Here is an 18,938-nt window from a genome sequence, read left to right on the forward strand (position 1 = left end):
TTCAAATAAAATTTTAAATAAATTGTTTATTCGTTATTCAATAACGATTTTTTGGATATGTTTTTCACCTATTTTAGTTGTTACAGTTACGATATACATCCCTGTAGGTAATGCGTCAACTGATAACTGGTATTTTGAATTTTTTGTATCAACAGTTATAGATTTTACAGTTCTACCAACTAAACTAACTACATTAATGTGGGCTCCTTTTAAACTAGAATCACTCTCAATAGTTACCGTAGTTTTTTTAGATTGATTTACAGGATTTGGATATAGTCTTATAGTATTATTTTTAGTTTCAGTTTGAACTTTTTCAGAAGATTTGGCTGAATCTTCCCCAAAAAAGAAGCCATACTCTGCATTAGCTAATGCAACTTCTATTTGTGCCCAACTTCTGTGGTAGTTTTGTGTAAAAGCTTCTCCAGCATCGTATGCTGCTTTTAATCTAGCATATTCTGGATCATCCTTGTATTTAGAACGAATATCGAGGAAACTAACTCCTGGTTGAATAAGGTCTCCATTTGCCATAACACCAGAGTATCCAGCTGGAATGTATACTTCTTGATCAAACATTCTGTTGAAATCTTCTCTAATTTCTGTTGAAGATACACCTTTGGAATCTCTATATTTAATCCACATTCTATCTAGAATTTCTTTTGCTAATGTTTTTGCTCCATTATCAAGAGTTCCATATTTTTCAGTAGCTGCAGCATAATAAATTAAAGTTTTTGCTGTTGAGGCCGCTATACCAAGATCTGTATTGTATGATGTTACTGTTACACTAAGGTTGTTATTAGCACCAGGACTTGCGGGATTCCAGGTATCTGGTTCTCCAGTCCATTCTAATCCAGCAGGAATTAGGAAATCATCTGTACCAACAAGTTGAACGATTCCTTCAACCCAAGTTGACCATTTATCCATTAGTGTTTTTGCAGTAGGGTCGTTGGTAATATAATAGTATTCAGCTACACGTTCCATAGACCAAGCTTGCCATCCAAACCATGTTCCACTTCCTGGATCAAGATAAACAGGGTTAGTATCGAATGCCATATCATAGAAAGTAGACTTTCCAGAAGGGTAAGTGCTATAATCACCATTCCAACTATTTGTAGCTCCACCTGCTATAGCACCTTCTTTAGATTGTAGGTATTGGTAGAATTCCATTTGTCTTTCTAAACTATCTCCCCAATCACGTTTTCCATTTGTTGATTTTGGTGCGAATTCATTTAGTTGAGACATCGCATAGGCTGCAACTGGATTTTGATATCCAAAATGACAATGACTTGAACTAATTCTAAAAGCCCAAGGTGCAGAAGTATCGGTGGCTCCTCCCCAAGAAACATACCAAGACATTAGGTAATGTGCACTATCGTAACCTGTTCCAGCCCCAGAAGTAGCACTTTGAACGCCCATAGGTTTAAAATACTTGTCAAACATGGATAATCTTAAATAATCACCCATTTTTGTGGCTTTATTTAATAATGTTCCATCGATAGTTGTACCCTGTTCTTTGGCATATTCTACAGCCCAATACATAGCTTGTACAGCTCTTGCATCTGCATCTGGAGCACTTGTGTAACGCCATTGTTTTGCGTAGTTATTATCATCTATAAATATAGGTAAGAACCCATTTGTTCCTCCCCAATTAAAGCCTTCCCATGATGGGTGCGGTACTGTTTCGAAAACAGATTCTTGTGGTCCTCTTTGAAAGGTATTAATATATGATGGGGTACTAACACCATCTCCACGATTTCCATAACCGTAGAAGTTATCATTATCTAATAACCAGTGCATTTGATAAATATCTTCACCATATGCTGCTGTAAGTTCTGGAGACACAGGGTCTATACCAACTGGAGCGCTTAGGTTAAGTAGAGCAGGGTAGTTCTGTGGTAAAGGAAGTTCGCCAGCATATCCTGCTGGTGAACTAGGATTGTAAGCACTATTTGTTGGTTGATCTGCTTTAGTAGGAATAATTAATTCCTCTATTTTATCCCATACGTTAGCAACAGGAGACCAGTCGTTAGTAACACGACCATTCATGACTTCTAACCATAACCAATACGAATATAACTCAGATGTAGACTCATGACCATAGTCTGGAGCTTCTACTATTAATGTCTCTATAGAATGGTGAGGTGATCCGTCTGGACTAAAATAACCATTAGCAGGATCTAAGAATTTGCTACGCATTTCTACGAAACGATCAATATATTCATTGTTTGTAGGTGGTGGAGGTGTAATACTACCAGTAGAAGTGATAGATACAGAAGCGGTATCTGTACCACCATTACCATCACTTACAGTTACAGTAGCAGTAAAAGTATTTGCCGTAGTATATGTGTGGCTAGTAGATGCACCTGTACCAGAAGTACCATCACCATAGTCAATAGCATAAGTAAGCGTATCTCCATTGGCGTCTGTACCAGAAGCTGTGAAGTTTACTGCCAAAGGAACTGTACCAGAAGTAGGTGTTGCTGTTAAGGTTGCAACAGGCGGTGTATTTGTTGTCGAACCACCACAATCTGGAGCTGTAGCAGAATCACTAAAATAAATACTGTGACTCCCTGTTTTAGATACGATAGCAAAATTGCTACCATCTTTTGTAACCCAATAATTACCATCAAGTCCACTAATTCCAGAGCCACTTATTGTAAGCTCAGGTTGCGCAGAATTAAGGTTTTTAGTGATTTTAGGTAATAAATTTACATACCAACTAGGTTGCCCGTTGTTGGTATTAAACGAGAATTGGTATAAACCATTGTTATTTAAGTTCCAATTAATAGTAAATCTGTGAACGTTATCAAGATTAGGACCACCGCTACCAAGTACGTGAATATGATTATATGATTGTTTGATAGTACTAAGCGAAGTTGCTAATGGTGTACCAAAAGTACAGTCACCTCCTGGAGGATTTGTACTACCAATTGTATTAATAAATACCGAAGCAGTATCTGTACCACCATTACCATCACTTACAGTTACTATTGCAGTATAAGTTCCAGTTGTAGTATACGTATGACTAGAAGTGGCTCCTGTACCAGAGGTACCATCTCCATAATTAATTGTATAGTTAAGTGTATCTCCATCGGCATCTGTTCCAGAAGCGGTAAAAGTTACTGAAAGAGGAGCTATTCCATTAGTTGTTGATGCTGTAAGAGATGCTACAGGAGCGTTGTTTGTAGGGACTTGTGTGCCATCTGACTCATTTCCAAAAACTAATACACCATCATCATATACTGGAATATTAATACTCTCTACATCTGAAGAATTATTAAGTCCAGCCGCAGACCAATCGTTAGATATGTCGTATGGCGTACCATTTTTCACTCTAATATTCAGTTGCGCTTCTCTTCTAAACTGAGGATCTCCAACTGGTGCTATTTGCTCACCAAGCATAGATACTTCTGCATAATATACAGAACCATTCCATTGATTTATTGTTAGAGAACTACTTCCTTGTACCGAGTTTAGTTGAATGTCGTAATCTGCAATAGTTTTTCCTGCAGCTATACCTTCAGAAATATCAAAGAAATATCTAAAAGATAATTTATCTGTAATACGTGCTGGCCAAGCAGTTCTATTTTGAACTAAAACCCTAATAGTACTTCCATATTGGTTATTATTATTGAATTTTGCTATGGTACGAACCTCAGATCGTGTTGGAGTTTCTTGAATAGGGAAGTTAGATAATGGAGCACCTCCGTATTGAGAATACATTTTAGCTAAAGCACCTGTAAGTCCTGCATTATAATCGCAAGCAACTTCATTAGCTTTAAAATCACCTCTGTCATCAACGAATTGATCATTAGGTGCTGCAGGACCACCAGCTAATGCGCCATATAATATATGACTTGGTAGTACTGGTCGATCAATTAAAGTATTTGCCCATGGACCATGTGCCGATCTGTGGTGTACATTATTAGCTGGATTGTTACCAAAACCAACCATGTAACTTCTGTTAATAGGATTGTCTCCTAATGCATAATTAATTTGTTTAACAGCAAAATCATGATACTTTGTTTTATTAGCAGCAGAAGTGTTTACTTTATCACTATATATAAAAGCTAAAAAAGCTGTATTGGATGAGTGACGTAAAGAACCCCATTCTGTTAAGTGAGCTTGTCCACCTGGACTATAAGAAATTCTCTGTCCATTGTATCCACTAGTCCAATAATCTAGATGACGCTCTGCATCTGTCATGTATTGTGCATCTCCAACAAGTTGAGACATTAGTACGTAGCAACCATAAGATTTGTCGTCCCATGCGATTCCCCATTTATATGCTTTTACATTCTCACCTTGTTGATTACTAAGGTTAGCATATTCAGTTTCTGCCTTGGTAAGGTAAGAAGGTGTATTAGTGGCTCTATATAACCATGCAGCTCCCCAAACTAATTCATCTTGGTAACCACTAAAAGACCTATAATATCCTCCTACATCTGTAATAGCATCAGAATACTTTCCTCTATAAGAGTCTGCAAAATTATAAAGTTCAATAGCATGCCTTTTAAGTAAATTGCTATATGCTGGATCATCTTCAAAAACAATACTAGCGGCTGCTAAGGCTGCTGCTGTTTCTCCAGCCAAATCTGAACCTGGAGCGGAGGTATCAATTTTGTAAGCGGGTCTTGCTGGAGGATAAACTTCTGGAGCTCCCCAATAGGCATGATCTAAGCCTCCATTTCCTACTTGACCCCATAGTTCATTTGGAGCTGTATGACATTTTACAAAGTAATCGCATACAAAACGTAAATTTCGTTTTGCTATATCAAGTTGTCCACTTTGAATATAAGCATCCTTATATTCAATGATTCCCCAAGCTAGCATAGTAGTGGAAAATGCCATTGGAAAATTAAATTTAACATGATCTCCAGCATCGTACCATCCGCCAGTTAAATCGTGTCCTACATTACTGCCGTCTTTAAGGGCAGAATTTCCTCGCCATTTTACGCGGTTCCAACTGGGTAATTCACCAGATTGCTGGGCTTCATAAAAGAACCACGATTTTTGTAGTGCTTCTCCATAATTAAAATTTTGAGCAGTTAGCTGATTAATGTTAATTGCTATTAATAGCAAAAATAGTTTTAATGGGTTGTGTCTCATCTCATTTAAAATTTAGATTTGTTAAATACACTTAGTACTAAGTGTATAATTATTCATTTTTAGGTAGAATTAATAAAAGTTTATGTTAGATCATTGTTGGTTAAACAGTATTTTTTTAACATTAATATGATTCATTTTTTAACTTAAGAGTTAAAAAATGAATCATATTAATAGCAAAAATACCTTATATTCAAAAGAATGAATAATACTATACTTACAAAAAGTTAGCTTTTTTTTACGATAATTGAGAATTAGCTTGGTAGAAGTAAAAGCATATAGAGAAAATTAAATGTTATTTATAAGTAAGTAAATTATATGGTAATAATATTGTGGTAATTGATGTTTGATATGATATTTTTTTAGGAAGAATACTGTAAAAAAGAGTAGATTTACTAATATTAGTGAAGGAACTAGAAAAAAGAGGATGAATTTGATTATAATAAAGGTGCAGACATGTTTGTTTATCCTGCGAGATATAAGATTATCAAAATTTTATGCAAAAACCAAATATTACATAGGCACCAGATTATGCATAGACTATAGAGAAGACCAGAAAGATTAGTTTTATTACCAATAATACCTTGTTGCAGGAAAATGGAGTAGTGGTATTTTCTATATCATGGTAGAATAAATAATAAAAAATCAAACAGACTATGTTATTGCGGAGTAACGAAGCAACCTCAATAAATATTAATAAATAAAAACATGCCCAAAAACTATTTACACAAAAATGTCTATACCGCAACTAGAAAACGTTTGCAAGACATTTTAATACGTTTCCAAAAACATACATAGCCTTTAGTGGAGGAAAAGACAGTACAGTTATGATGCATTTGGCACTTAAAGTAGCAAAATCAGAAAATTGTTTGCCTTTTAATGGCGTTACCGAATTAGATGAAGCAAATGGATAGTGTCTTAACTAATTATAAATTTATAAGAGTAGGGCGAGATGATGGAAAAGCATTAGGAGAGTATTCTGCATTTTTTATAAAAAATATAAATTTTAAGGCACTAGAAATAACTACATTTTGATTTTCAGAAACACTAAACAAAGTCTCCATGGGTTGGGCTTATGCTTTATTTGAAGAAATAAAAACTAAAAATAAATTCTGAGTATTTAATACCCATTTTGACCATGTTGGTAAGCCGTCAAGGTAGGAAAGCCCTAAAATTTTTCAGTATAAAAACAGAAAAATCATTGATTTATAAAAGGCATTTTTTCACTATCTTTAATTCTTTCACTCTTAAAAAAAACTGTAGGATTTTCTTTTGAGCGTATTTGCTCTATCCAATAAACACCATCAAAAGGGTGACTGTTACCGCGTGTATATACAAAATCTAAATCTCCATCTTTATCCATATCATAAGCGATAAATTTATCATACATTCCCCTTTTTCTTCTCACGATAGGGTGAAAAATCCATTTTTTTGATAGATTAGTAGGTTGCTCAAACCAAGCAAGACTTCCTAAATGATCATTAACTGTTACATTTCCATCTTTTGTTCTTGCACCTTTGCTATAACTACCTACAATGATATCCATTAACTGATTACCATTAATGTCAGCAGTAACAAAACCAACTAAAATATCAGGTGATATTGAACCTATATTATGAGGAATCCATTCTTTAGAGAATATGGGTGGCTGTTCAAGCCAAATCAAATTTTCTTGATTATCCTTTATAATGATGTCTAATAAAGTATCTTTATTTATATCATAAAAGTCAAGGTTAAAACCTGAAACCTCAACGTTAGGTAAGTTTAAATTGGCTATTTTAGAAATATTAATATTATGTGCTTGGAATTGTATGGAATCTTGACTAATATTTTCCATTAAAACAATTCGATTCTCACCTCTAGACCCAACTAATATGTCTAAATCCCCATCATTGTCAATATCTATTGGTTGAGCGTTAATTGGAACCAATACATTTAATAAAACCGTTTCTTTCCAAGAGCTATTATTTAAAGGATTACCTATTATCTCAAAGTAAGAAATAGGTTTAGGAGTGGCACCTTTAGCATATCCAGCCTGACTCCCTTTATTAGCAGTAATAATTTCTGATTGTCCATCTTTATTCAAATCTGCTGTAAATACTCGAATAAAGGAACCTCTGTTTTTAGTGATTTCAGGTATAAGTCTTTTCCAATAATGTGTTCTTATATTTTTGCCAGGATTTTCAAAATAGGTGATATGCGATAATTCACAAGCAGCTATGATATCTAAAAACCCGTCTTTATTAAGATCTACAACGGCTACATCTTCTATTCCTCCAACTTCCTGACCTTCTCCAATAGTTGTTAAATAAAAAATATCTGGATCATTACTGCCAAATGCGATTCTTAAATGCCCTCTTGGAATTCCATCATATTTCCAGTCTGATTCGTGAACAGAAATAATATCTTCAAACCCATCCATATCAATATCAGCCATTACCAACCCATCTCCACCACTAATCTTATTTCCGCTTAATTCATAGTCATCAATTGTATGCTCTTTCCAACTTATATAATTTGATTCTGATGATTCTTTTTTGTAAGAATTACAATTCAAAATAGAAAAGCTAATTATTAAAATAAATATAAGTAGTATAGGTTGTTTCAAAATAATAAACTTTATTCCCATATAATTGGTAACCAAACAGTCATTTCACTTAATCCTCTATTTGCCCATGAAAAATAAGGTATAAATTTAGTCTTTACAGTTTCCCACTCTGGTTTTTTTACTTCATAATACATACCGTTGGTTTTTTCTTTACGTAGCTTAATATCTCCTGAAATAGTTGTAACACCGCCTAATAAATTAGGAATATAATTTGCTTTTAATTCTGATGATTGCGGTAAATAAATATCTAAAATTTTTGAATACTTAGGAAGGTCTGTTGATTCAGCACAATAAACAATAGGGCCGCGTTTGATGGCTACTTGATTGCGTACTTCTTCAATTTCTGAATGTCCTCCAATTAATTTGATATCCATTGGCATATCTAGAGAAACTGAATCTCCTTTTTTCCATTTTCGATTAATAACAGTAAATTTACCAGGTGTTATCTTAGAGACAGTCTCCATTCCATTTACGGTTATCTTAGATCCAGTAGCCCATTCCGGAATTCGAAGCATTAAATCAAATGGTTCTTTCTTACACTTGTTTATTGTAATATTAATTTTTCCTTTCCAGGGATATTGTGTGCTTTGTGATAATTTAAGTTCTGAGCCATCTAGCATTTTTGTATTAAGTTTATTCCCTCCATATAAATTTACAGCTACGCCATTTTTAGATAGACTATAAGCCCACCCAGAAACTTTTGCGATAGTACGTACAATGTTTGGTGGACAACAAAAACAATCTAAATATGCTTGACGTTGATGATCTTGTTTATGTATTTGATGCGCTTGTTTATCATTTTCATCTACAGTTGTTTTTCCAGAAATTGCTCGTAGTGGGTTTTGATAGAAGTAGTTCTTCCCATCCACACTTATACCTGAAAGTGCACTATTTAACATTACTAATTCCATAATATCTGCATATTTAGACTCTCCTTTTAAACCTAACATTCGCCAATTGAACATAGCATTTCCAATATTAGCACAGGTTTCACAATAAGCACTTGCATTTGGCATTGCATAATCAGCATCAAAGGCTTCATGAACCATATCTCCATACCCATAAGCACCATGGTCTACTTGACCGCAGGCACCAGTTATATACATCTTTTTATCTACCACACTAGCTCTTATCTTCTCTAAAGCATCTAATAAAGCTTTCTCTCCCGTTTCAGCATAAACATCTGCAGCTCCTGAATATAGGTATAAAGCTAATACTGCATGTCCCACTGCTTCCGTTTCTTCACGTAGAGGGGTTCTATCTTGAAAAGCATCTCCGACAAACCAAAATGGCACAGAAGAATGATCTGTTCCCCATTTCATTTTTTCTTTCCCTCTATTATTAATAAAGATCTCAGACAATTCTAAATATCTTTTATCTTTAGTTGTTCGGTACAATTCTACTAATCCCATAATTTGAGACGGATTAAATCCAAAATGGACTAATTCTTCAGATGGAGACTGAAAAATATTATACAAATTATCAGCGTGTTTAATAGCTATATTTAGAAAATTAGTTTTACCCGTAATGCGATTATGAATACACGCACTGGTTAATAAATGTCCACTATTATATAATTCATGATTTGTGATTTTTGAAAATGGCTCTATTTTTCTAATTTGTATATGTGTAGATAGGTAACCGTTATCTTCCTGTGCTTTGGCTATAACTTCAATAATTTCATCAAGCTCATTATTTATTTTTTCATCTTTGTTTTGAGCATAGACATACATAGCAGATTCCATCCATTTGTAAAAATCGCCATCGTGCCAAAGCTTTCCTTTTGCTTCTCCTTCTTTTAATCCAGCAGCAATTTTAAAGTTATTGTATGCATGACCAGTATCACCTTTTAAAATAGTTCCCATATGAGGAACCATGGTAGATGAACAGACATTAAATTTATCAGCCCAAAAACCTTCAGTCCATACGCAATCTCCAATGTTAATACTTTTTAGCTTTACATTGGGACTATCTGAGTTATTTGCTATTCCATGTAATTGAGCATGTGAATAACCAATCGTAAGAAGTGTAGAGATTATTGTTATTAGATTTTTCATGTGGTTCTAATTTATTTAGTTTTCATTGCTTTATATAATTAACAAGCACGTTTTATTCTATGTTAAATAATAATTTCTTAGATTCTTTTATATCATTACTGGTTGCTGTAATAGTTAAGGAGGATTCCATTTTTGTTGCTTGTAACACAAGCAAGCATTTACCAAATTCAGTTGTAACTGTTTTATTTTTAAAGTTGTTTATTTTGGCTGAGTTTCCACAGTCTGTGCCTAAAAATCTATATAAACCTTCTATTTCAAAAGTTATGTTTTTATCTACATTTTTAACTTCACGTCCGTTTTTATCAATCAATTGTGCAATTACATGTAAGACATCAGTATTATTAGCAGTCATATTTTTTCTATCAGGACTTAGACGAATTGCTACAGGATTACCAACTGATTCTAAGTAAGTTTGTACCTTTAATTTTCCTTTGACTCCTTTAGCAACAAGTTTTCCTTTTTTATAATCTACAGCCCATTTAAAAGTACGATCATCTTGGTCTTTTAAATATTGTTTTCCCAATGATTTTCCATTTTGAAATAATTCTACAACTTCACAATTTGAATACACTTCAACTATTGTAGCTTCACCATTTTTATAATTCCAGTAAGGATTCACATCTTGCCAGGTACGTGGCGCAAGTTTCCAATAGTCTTTTTCCTTTTCAATTACACCACGTTTTTTATCATTTCTATAAATGGATTTTTCTTCAGTTTGTGAGTAAATAGATATTACTGCTTCATCATTTTTCCATAAAGATTTAAACATATAGTATGATGCCCGAGGGAATCCTGCTAAATCTAAAGGTCCATCAACAGTTGCTTTAAGTGGCCAATGACTAGATCTACGTTCGCCTATATAATCAATTCCTGTCCATAAAAATAACCCAGGAATAAAATCACGATCAATAACTGCTTTCCATTCATACCAACGAGGTACATTTTCAGTTCCCATCATTGGTTTATCTGGATAGGTTTCTTTGAAATAATCATACTTATGGGGTTTATAACTAAGCCCAATAACATCTAAAGCATCCGTATATCCATTTTCAAAGCTAGAAGTTGGCAATATACAATTAGCCGTTACAGGGCGACTTACATCCATCTCCCTTGTCCATTGAGCTAATTTTTGAGCTGTATTTTGAATATAAAAAGTTTGTTTTGGGAAATTCTCCCAGTATTCTCGAACCTGTTTGGGTGTATGTGGTGGAACTACAGTTCGCCAAAGTGTCCAATCTATTTTGTCATCTTTGTTTGTTTCTTTGAATATACCTGTTGCACCACGGTTTCCAGGATACGTCCATTCTATTTCATTTCCAATACTCCACTGAAAAACACTAGGGTGGTTGCGACTAGAAAGCATAGTATTTTTTAAATCTTTTTCAGCCCACAATTGAAAATGCTCCGAATGTCCACGTGTAATATAATCAACCTCTTTATCGTGCATATTATATCGTTTGTCTTTTGGTAAATCCCACTCATCATAAAACTCATTTTGTACTAAAATCCCAAGTTCATCACATAAATCTAAAAACTCATCAGAAGCTGGATTATGTGCTGTTCGTATAGCATTACAGCCTCCATCTTTTAATTTTTGCAAGCGTCTTTTCCATACATCTTTAGGAACAGCTGTTCCAACCAGTCCAGCATCATGATGCAAGCAAACACCTTTAATTTTCATATTCTCATCATTCAAGAAAAAGCCTTTATTTTTATCGAATCGGATGGATCGTATACCAAATCTTGTTGTTCGCTTTTTAGATGCCTTATTGTTTGCTATAATGTAAGTTTTAGCAGTATATAAATGTGGAGATTCCAGTTTCCACATTATGGGTTTTGAAATTTGTACGTTTTGAGTAACAACTGAATCCTTATTTTCATTTAAAGAAAAAGGATTACGTATTGTTGTTACTTTAGTATTTTGCATATCAAATATTTCACTGATAATTGCCCCCTTTTTAATAGTTGAGGTGTCATTTTTTAGCGAGACCTTGATTTCCACAGATGCACTTTCGTTTGATACTTTTGGTGTTGTAATAAAAGTGCCCCAAACAGGGATATGCAATTTATCAGTAATTAAAACATGTACGTTTCGGTAAATACCTGAACCCGTATACCAACGCGAGTCGGCATATCTGCTGTGATCAACACGAACCGAAATCCTATTCTTTTTTCCCTTTGGAGCAAGTAGGTTTGTTAAATCATAATAAACTGGGGCATATCCGTAAGGGTGATTTCCAATTCGTATTCCATTTATCCAGAATTCGGCATTGTTATATATCCCATCAAATATTATATAAAACTTCTGATTTTTATTGATTTTGGTATTAAACATTTTACTATACCAGCCAATTCCACCTGGTGTAAACCCGGTACAACCTTCTAAATCTTGCGAAAAACCTTGTTCAATTGTCCAGTCATGTGGCACATCAATTTTTTGCCAATTTTTCGGTTGATAGTTTGTTAGACTATATTCTACTGAGTCGGATAAAGTAAAAATCCAGTCATTATTAAAATTTTCAAGACCATTGTTTTGGGCTGTTCCGTTAAAAACTACAGTAAAAAAAAAGACTTGAATAAAAAGAGTTTTAATTTGTTTAAATAATACCATAATTTTTTATTGCTTATTTTTAAACATTTTAATTTGCAGTTTTTTTAAGCGTATAAGTGCCTCAATAAAATAGTAATCGGCATAATTAATATTTACATTAACTTCTGAATTTATTGGTTTGTATCCAACGCTATGCAATAAAACACATGAATAATTGTCTGTTTTCGCTAAGTACTTGTCCGATGCGAGCTCATTTAAGATACTTATTGCTTGGTTATAATACATTTTCTTTTCTGTAAGTTCGAATAATTCTAAGCAGGCTGAAGCTACAATAGCCGCTGAAGAGGCATCACGGGGTTCGTTAGGTATATTAGGCGCATTAAAATCCCAATAAGCAATATTATCAATGGGTAAGCTTTCAAAGTATGTTTTTGCTAGATTTTCTGAGGTTTTTAGATATTTTTTAATGGCTGTTTCACGATACATCATTATAAATCCATAAATGCCCCAAGCTTGCCCTCTTGACCACATAGAATCATCAGCAAAACCTTGAACAGTGGATTTATTTTGAACTTTGCCTGTGTTAGGGTTATATTCTACTAAATGATAGGAGCTGAAGTCTTTTCTAAAATGATTTTTTAAAGTAGTATTTGCATGATTACGTGAAATTTTATCAAATTTTTTACTTCCTCCATTTTTAGATGCCCATTCCAACATTTCAAGGTTCATCATATTATCTATAATTACCTTATGTGTTTTTGGGTTTTTCTCATTAATATCTCCCCAAGAGAGTATTGTTTTTGTTGTTGGGCGATATCGAGTAGCTAGTGTATTAGATGTTTGTAAAATAATTTCCTTATAGTTTTTATTTTGTGTTAAACGATATCCATTTCCGTAACTACAATAAACCATAAAACCAATATCATGGTGCTTATTAAAAAGCTTTAGGGGTTCTAAAGGTGCCGTCCATTTTTGAGCAGCTTTTAACCATTTTTCATTTTTACTATTTTCATATAAATACCATAATGTACCTGGGAAAAAACCGCTAGTCCAATCTTCAATAGGTTTTTGATTCCAACTTCCATCAGAATGACCGTTTCTTGGCATCCCGTTTTCAATTTTTAATTGATTTATAGCCTTTTCATACTGAGATTCTGCAAATAATAGGACTTCATCTGGGTCGAATTTCAATAAAACTTGAGATTCAATTGTATGAGAAAAACAATAAAGGATGATTAATAGAGCTTTTTTTCTGTACATTATAATTTTATAGTTTAAATAGTATAGAATATGCTGAACTGAGATTGTTTAAAGCATACCTTATGTTTTATGTAAATATGATGAATCTATCGACAAATGAAAGTAAATAAATCCTTAAAACACTACTGAAACTATAGTTAGACGGTAGGCTTAACGGTTAATAATTAAAAACAATTCTCTGGAATTCAGTTTCTTATATTTTTAGTGTGATTTTAGGTTTTTTCTCATTTAAAAAGATAAACTTGCCTATATTCTTTATATTTGTTTGCTTTTTCAACTTGATTTTAATATCTAATTTCTTTTTCAAAAAAAATCAGTATAAAAATTATTTGTGATATGAAGAGGGGTATTAGAAATTAACTTATAATTATGTAATTTTATCAAATGAAATTATCTTCTGAAAAGAAACAAGTACTTTTTGCTGAATTAATAAAAAGCAAAGCATTTTCTAAACCAACAACAAGTACATCTTTATTGAAATACCTTTTTGATGCTACAGAAAAAGGCACTAACTTAAAAGAGAGCGTAATTGAGCTTGAATTTTTTAAAAATGAAATAAAAGATGATAAAAACACGACTAAAGTTCGTGTTCATGTCTATAACCTTAGAAAGAAACTTCTAAATCATTATCAAAAAGAAGGAAAAAATTCTGAATATCAGCTTATTATTGAAAAGGGGCAATATGAAGTCAAATTTATAAAACCAAATTCAACTAAATTATCTCTTAATAAAATAAGCATTTCTAATTATATACTATTTTTTTTACTTTGTGTAACTACTTTATTTTTAATAATTTCCATTTGGCCAGCAAAAAAGCCTGGTTTATGGAGTTCATTTCTGGATAAAGAGCAAAAAACAACATTATATATTGGTGATTTTTTTGGGTTTTCTGGTCCCACGATTACAGGTAGCCTAGGTTGGACTAGAGATTATAGTATTAATTCTATTGAAGAGTTTTATGCGAAAAGTGAAGAATTGCCAGAATTGAAGAAATTTCATAGGCCCGCCAAATATTCATATGCTACAGGTATGGCAGCTGGAGCAACACAAAATTTACATGCACTTTTTCAAAATCATAAACAGTCGTTTGATATTCGTTTGTCTTCCAAAACTTCTATTTCTGAAATAAAAAGTGGTAATTCAATTTACGTTGGACCTCTAAGGAACTATAATCCATTTATTCATTTTTTTAATGAGGGGAATCCATACTTTGAAATAAATGAACAGACTTTAAAGTTTCATAAACACCCAGTACTTAAAGATACTATCTTTCAATTAAATTCTACAGGCTTAAAATATGAATACTCCATAGTCTCTAAAATTTCAGGACCAGATAATACGGATCAGTTTATTTTTTTTTCGAATCATGATATAGGAATTGAAGCTACTATAAAATATTTCACTAGATTTAATACGTGTGAGGAGTTTTCAGATTATCACTTAAATAATCATGAATATTTTACTTCAATATTCTATGCTAGTGGGGTAGATAGAACAAATACTAGTTTAAAAGAAATATTTACAGTAAGTTTTTGAAGGCATCTAGTCTCAAAAGAAGCACAAATGCTTTAGCGGAAGCTTTCAATGCTAAAGTTAAAGCATTTAGAGCTCAGTTTAGAGCTGTTAAAAATGTAGAATTCTTTCTATTTAGGGTAGAACTAGTTTTACCTAAACACAACATTTAGGAATGATCCCAATTTTTGCTATTATTTAGTAATTGATAAAATTAAAAAAGCCCATAAACATAATGTTTACGGGCTTTTAGTAGAATTTAGTAAATTCTCAGCGGAGAAAGAGGGATTCGAACCCCCGGAGGTGTGACCCTCAACAGTTTTCAAGACTGCCGCATTCGACCACTCTGCCATTTCTCCAAGTGTCTCATCAAGTATTCCCTGAATGCGGGTGCAAATATAGAACCCTTTTTCAATTCTATCAAATAAAAAACTACTTTTTTTTATACTTTTTTTTTATAGTATTGTTTTTGAGTTTAATAGCTAATAATTAATTTAAAAGGATAATTTATTTTATTTAATAAGATAGTGAAAAACACATTTCAAACCTTATTTTTGCAGGTAATAGAATATTAAGCATGGATACTATAAAACAATTGCAATGGCGTTATGCCACAAAAAAGTTTAATAATAACAAGAAACTATCTAATGCTAAATTAGATGTTTTAAAAGAAGCATTTAATTTAACAGCGACTTCTTTTGGTCTTCAAACTATAAAGTTAATTGTAATTGAAGATAAAACATTAAGAAAGTCATTAGTTGAATTATCATATAATCAAAAGCAAGTAGAAGAAGCATCACATTTATTGGTTATATGTATTCAAAAAAATATTATAACAGAAGATGTTAATAATTACTATGATAATATAAAAGACATAAGAAAAACTTCAGAATCTATACTAAAACCATTTAGAGAAGACCTTACTCAAATGATGAGCAAAAAATCTGTTAACGAGCGTCAAGAATGGTCTAAAAAGCAAGCTTACATAGCATTAGGTAATTTAATGACTGTCTGTGCTATAGAAGGTATAGATTCATGCCCAATGGAGGGGTTCTTGCCAGAAAAATATGATGAGATTCTTAAATTAGGAGATAAAGAATTAAAATCGGTACTATTATTACCAGTAGGTTATCGTGCAGACGATGATATATTTGCAGATTTTAAAAAAGTTAGAAAACCCATAGAAGAAGCCGTTATAGAATTATAAAGAATATTAAATATTTGGACGTTACCACAAGGAGCGGGCTTTATTCGTAATTTAATATTTAGAATTATTGAACTTATGAATATAAATATTTCAACAGTCGCTTTTTTTAGAAATACAAAAAAGAGCTTCAGTAAAGTCTCAATCCTTAATGCAAAAACTATCCAAAAACAACTTTAAAAAATAAAAATAGTATATGCCAGGATTCGAATTATTTGGAGATTTAGAACGAAAAGAAGTTAATGATGTATTAGACAATGGTGTCCTAATGCGTTATGGGTTCGACGGTATGCGAAATGGTCATTGGAAAGCCAAAGCATTAGAAGAAGAGCTAGGAAGTTTTTTTAAAACAAAACATGTACAATTAGTATCAAGCGGTACGGCAGCAGTTTCTGTAGCACTTGCGGCAGCAGGAGTAGGAGCTGGGGATGAAGTTATCATGCCTACTTTTACATTTGTAGCCAGTTTTGAAGCGATTATGATGTTAGGAGCCATACCTGTGTTAGTAGATATAGATGATACATTGGCATTAGATCCTAAAGCTGTAGAAGCGGCAATTACGCGAAAAACAAAAGCCGTTATGTTGGTGCAGATGTGCGGTAGTATGGGAGACATGGAAGCGCTACAAGCAATTTGTGATACACATAATTTGTTATTGGTAGAAGATGCTTGTCAAGCCATAGGAGGTAGTTATAAAGGAAAAGCACTTGGTAGTATTGGAGATTTAGGTTGTTTTTCGTTTGATTTCGTTAAAACAATAACTTGTGGAGAAGGTGGAGCAGTTATAACTAACAATAATGACTATTATACAAATGCAGATCATTACAGCGATCATGGGCATGATCATGTAGGTAACGATAGAGGTGCAGAAACACATCCTTTTTTAGGTTATAACTTTAGGATTTCGGAATTACATGCAGCTGTAGGTTTAGCTCAAATAAAGCGTTTACCAGACTTTTTAGGTATTCAGAAGAGAAACTATACCATATTAAGAGAAGCGTTAGCAGAAATCCCAGAAGTCACTTTTAGAACAGTTCCAGAAGGTGGTGAAGAAAGTTATGCTTTTTTAAACTTCTTTTTGCCAGATTTAGAAATTGCTCGTAAAGTTTCTGGAGAATTTAAAGAAAATGGAATAGACGTATGTTTCCATTATTACGATAATACCTGGCACTATATACGTAAATGGGATCATTTAAAGGATTTAAAATCCCTATTTCCTATTTCTACCGAAGTTAAAGAAGGATTAAAATATCTTGAAACAAAAACATTTAATCAATCTGATAGTTATATTGCTAGAAATATATCTTGTTTAATAAAATTGTCTTGGACAGAAGAACAGGTTAAGGCAAGAGCGAATAAAATGGTTGAAACCATTAAAGCTTCCCTATAATTATAAAAACCTCCAAGATTTTAAATCTTGGAGGTTTTTATAAATTAATTTGTACTTATTCTACTAAAAGACAAAAATATTTTTAATACTTAACATATTCTAAAATCTCTAAACCATAACCAATTAAACCAACACGTTTAGTTTGTTCTGTATTAGAAATTAAACGAAGCTTATGTATGTTTAAATCATGTAGTATTTGAGCACCAATACCAAAATCTCTAGAATCCATATTTATTTTAGGTGCCTTAATTATAGTATTTTCTTTTTGATTGTTACTTAAAAAAGACAAACGTTTTAATATATTCATAGATTGAGATTCTTGATTAATAAAGATAATAGCGCCCTTACCAGCTTCATTAACAAGTCTAAACATATTGTCTAACTGCTTATCTACATTATTTGTAAGTGTACCTAAAATATCGTTATTAATTAAGGTTGAATTTATTCTTGTAAGAATAGCTTCGTTGTCTTTCCATTGTCCTTTGGTTAAAGCAATGTGAACTTGGTTATTTGTAGTTTGCTTATAAGCTCTTAATCTAAAACTTCCAAACCTAGTTTCAATTTGAAAATCCTCTTTTTTATCAATCAAAGAATCATGCTGCATTCTATATGCTACTAAATCTTCAATAGATACAATTTTTAAATCAAGTTTTTTGGCTACTTTAATAAGTTGAGGTAACCTAGCCATTGTGCCATCCTCATTCATAATCTCTACGATCACACCAGCAGGATTTAAACCCGCTAATCTTGCAAAATCTATAGCAGCCTCGGTATGTCCAGTTCTACGTAAAACACCACCTTCTTTAGCTACCAAAGGAAAAATATGTCCAGGTCGTGCTAAATCAAGAGGTTTAGTATCATTACTAATTAAAGCTTTAACTGTTTTAGATCTGTCACTTGCAGAAATTCCTGTAGTAACACCATTACCCCTTAAATCTACTGATACAGTAAAGGCAGTCTCCATAGGATCTGTGTTATTACGAACCATCAGATTAAGTTCCAATTCTTTACACCTAGTTTCAGTTAAAGGTGTGCATATAAGACCTCTACCATGTGTAGCCATAAAGTTTATCATTTCTGGAGTTACTTTATCGGCAGCAGCTAAAAAATCACCTTCATTTTCACGATTTTCATCATCAACAACTATAATAACTTTTCCATTTCTTATATCGTCAATAGCCTCATGTATCGTATTTAGCTTAAACTTTGGATCATTTTTTTGTGTCATGCTATCTGTATCTGCTATCATTATG

At 32.8% G+C, this 18,938-nt stretch carries 10 protein-coding genes and 1 tRNA gene; 4 read left to right on the forward strand and 7 right to left on the reverse strand.

Features of this window, described 5'->3' with window-relative positions; translation table 11 throughout:
• Nucleotides 1-33: 33 nt before the first annotated feature.
• Nucleotides 34-5,106, reverse strand: a complete 5,073-nt coding sequence (locus A8C32_RS07380; RefSeq protein ID WP_069829795.1) for a glycoside hydrolase family 48 protein — start codon at nucleotides 5,104-5,106, stop codon at nucleotides 34-36.
• Between the two features lie 791 nt (nucleotides 5,107-5,897).
• Between A8C32_RS07380 and A8C32_RS21450 the strand changes: the two genes are divergently transcribed.
• A complete protein-coding gene (locus A8C32_RS21450) occupies nucleotides 5,898-6,017 on the forward strand; it encodes a phosphoadenosine phosphosulfate reductase domain-containing protein (RefSeq protein ID WP_123803372.1) in 120 nt (39 codons plus the stop codon).
• 284 nt (nucleotides 6,018-6,301) lie between these two features.
• Here the strand turns inward: A8C32_RS21450 and A8C32_RS07385 are convergent, their stop codons facing one another.
• The 4 genes from A8C32_RS07385 to A8C32_RS07400 all read right to left on the reverse strand — a co-directional run bounded on the left by A8C32_RS07385 (nucleotide 6,302) and on the right by A8C32_RS07400 (nucleotide 13,579).
• Entirely contained in the window at nucleotides 6,302-7,660 is a 1,359-nt protein-coding gene (locus A8C32_RS07385) for an FG-GAP repeat domain-containing protein (RefSeq protein ID WP_165605807.1), read from the reverse strand.
• Between the two features lie 62 nt (nucleotides 7,661-7,722).
• The gene (locus A8C32_RS07390; RefSeq protein WP_069829797.1) at nucleotides 7,723-9,768 is read right to left on the reverse strand and encodes a glycoside hydrolase family 127 protein; all 2,046 of its coding nucleotides are present in this window, start codon (nucleotides 9,766-9,768) and stop codon (nucleotides 7,723-7,725) included.
• A 52-nt stretch (nucleotides 9,769-9,820) separates the two neighbouring features.
• Nucleotides 9,821-12,379: a glycoside hydrolase family 2 TIM barrel-domain containing protein gene (locus tag A8C32_RS07395; protein WP_069829798.1), complete on the reverse strand. Its 2,559-nt coding sequence runs from the start codon at nucleotides 12,377-12,379 to the stop codon at nucleotides 9,821-9,823.
• Between the two features lie 6 nt (nucleotides 12,380-12,385).
• Complete coding sequence (locus A8C32_RS07400) at nucleotides 12,386-13,579, reverse strand: glycoside hydrolase family 88 protein (protein ID WP_069829799.1); 1,194 nt, start codon at nucleotides 13,577-13,579, stop codon at nucleotides 12,386-12,388.
• Nucleotides 13,580-13,963: 384 nt separating this feature from the next.
• Between A8C32_RS07400 and A8C32_RS07405 the strand changes: the two genes are divergently transcribed.
• Nucleotides 13,964-15,115: a hypothetical protein gene (locus tag A8C32_RS07405; RefSeq protein WP_069829800.1), complete on the forward strand. Its 1,152-nt coding sequence runs from the start codon at nucleotides 13,964-13,966 to the stop codon at nucleotides 15,113-15,115.
• 250 nt (nucleotides 15,116-15,365) lie between these two features.
• On the opposite strand, the gene A8C32_RS07410 is transcribed toward A8C32_RS07405, so the two are convergent.
• A tRNA-Ser gene (locus tag A8C32_RS07410) sits at nucleotides 15,366-15,450 on the reverse strand.
• Nucleotides 15,451-15,668: 218 nt separating this feature from the next.
• Between A8C32_RS07410 and A8C32_RS07415 the strand changes: the two genes are divergently transcribed.
• Together A8C32_RS07415 and A8C32_RS07420 are read left to right on the forward strand one after the other, a co-directional pair.
• Complete coding sequence (locus A8C32_RS07415) at nucleotides 15,669-16,298, forward strand: NAD(P)H-dependent oxidoreductase (protein ID WP_069829801.1); 630 nt, start codon at nucleotides 15,669-15,671, stop codon at nucleotides 16,296-16,298.
• Nucleotides 16,299-16,491: 193 nt separating this feature from the next.
• Nucleotides 16,492-17,685, forward strand: a complete 1,194-nt coding sequence (locus A8C32_RS07420; RefSeq protein WP_069829802.1) for a DegT/DnrJ/EryC1/StrS family aminotransferase — start codon at nucleotides 16,492-16,494, stop codon at nucleotides 17,683-17,685.
• A gap of 82 nt (nucleotides 17,686-17,767) precedes the next feature.
• Here the strand turns inward: A8C32_RS07420 and ribB are convergent, their stop codons facing one another.
• On the reverse strand, nucleotides 17,768-18,934 hold the full coding sequence (gene ribB, locus A8C32_RS07425; RefSeq protein ID WP_240491709.1) for a 3,4-dihydroxy-2-butanone-4-phosphate synthase: 1,167 nt from the start codon (nucleotides 18,932-18,934) through the stop codon (nucleotides 17,768-17,770).
• Nucleotides 18,935-18,938 lie beyond the last annotated feature (4 nt).

This window comes from Flavivirga aquatica, assembly GCF_001747085.1.
Taxonomy (GTDB): domain Bacteria; phylum Bacteroidota; class Bacteroidia; order Flavobacteriales; family Flavobacteriaceae; genus Algibacter_C; species Algibacter_C aquatica.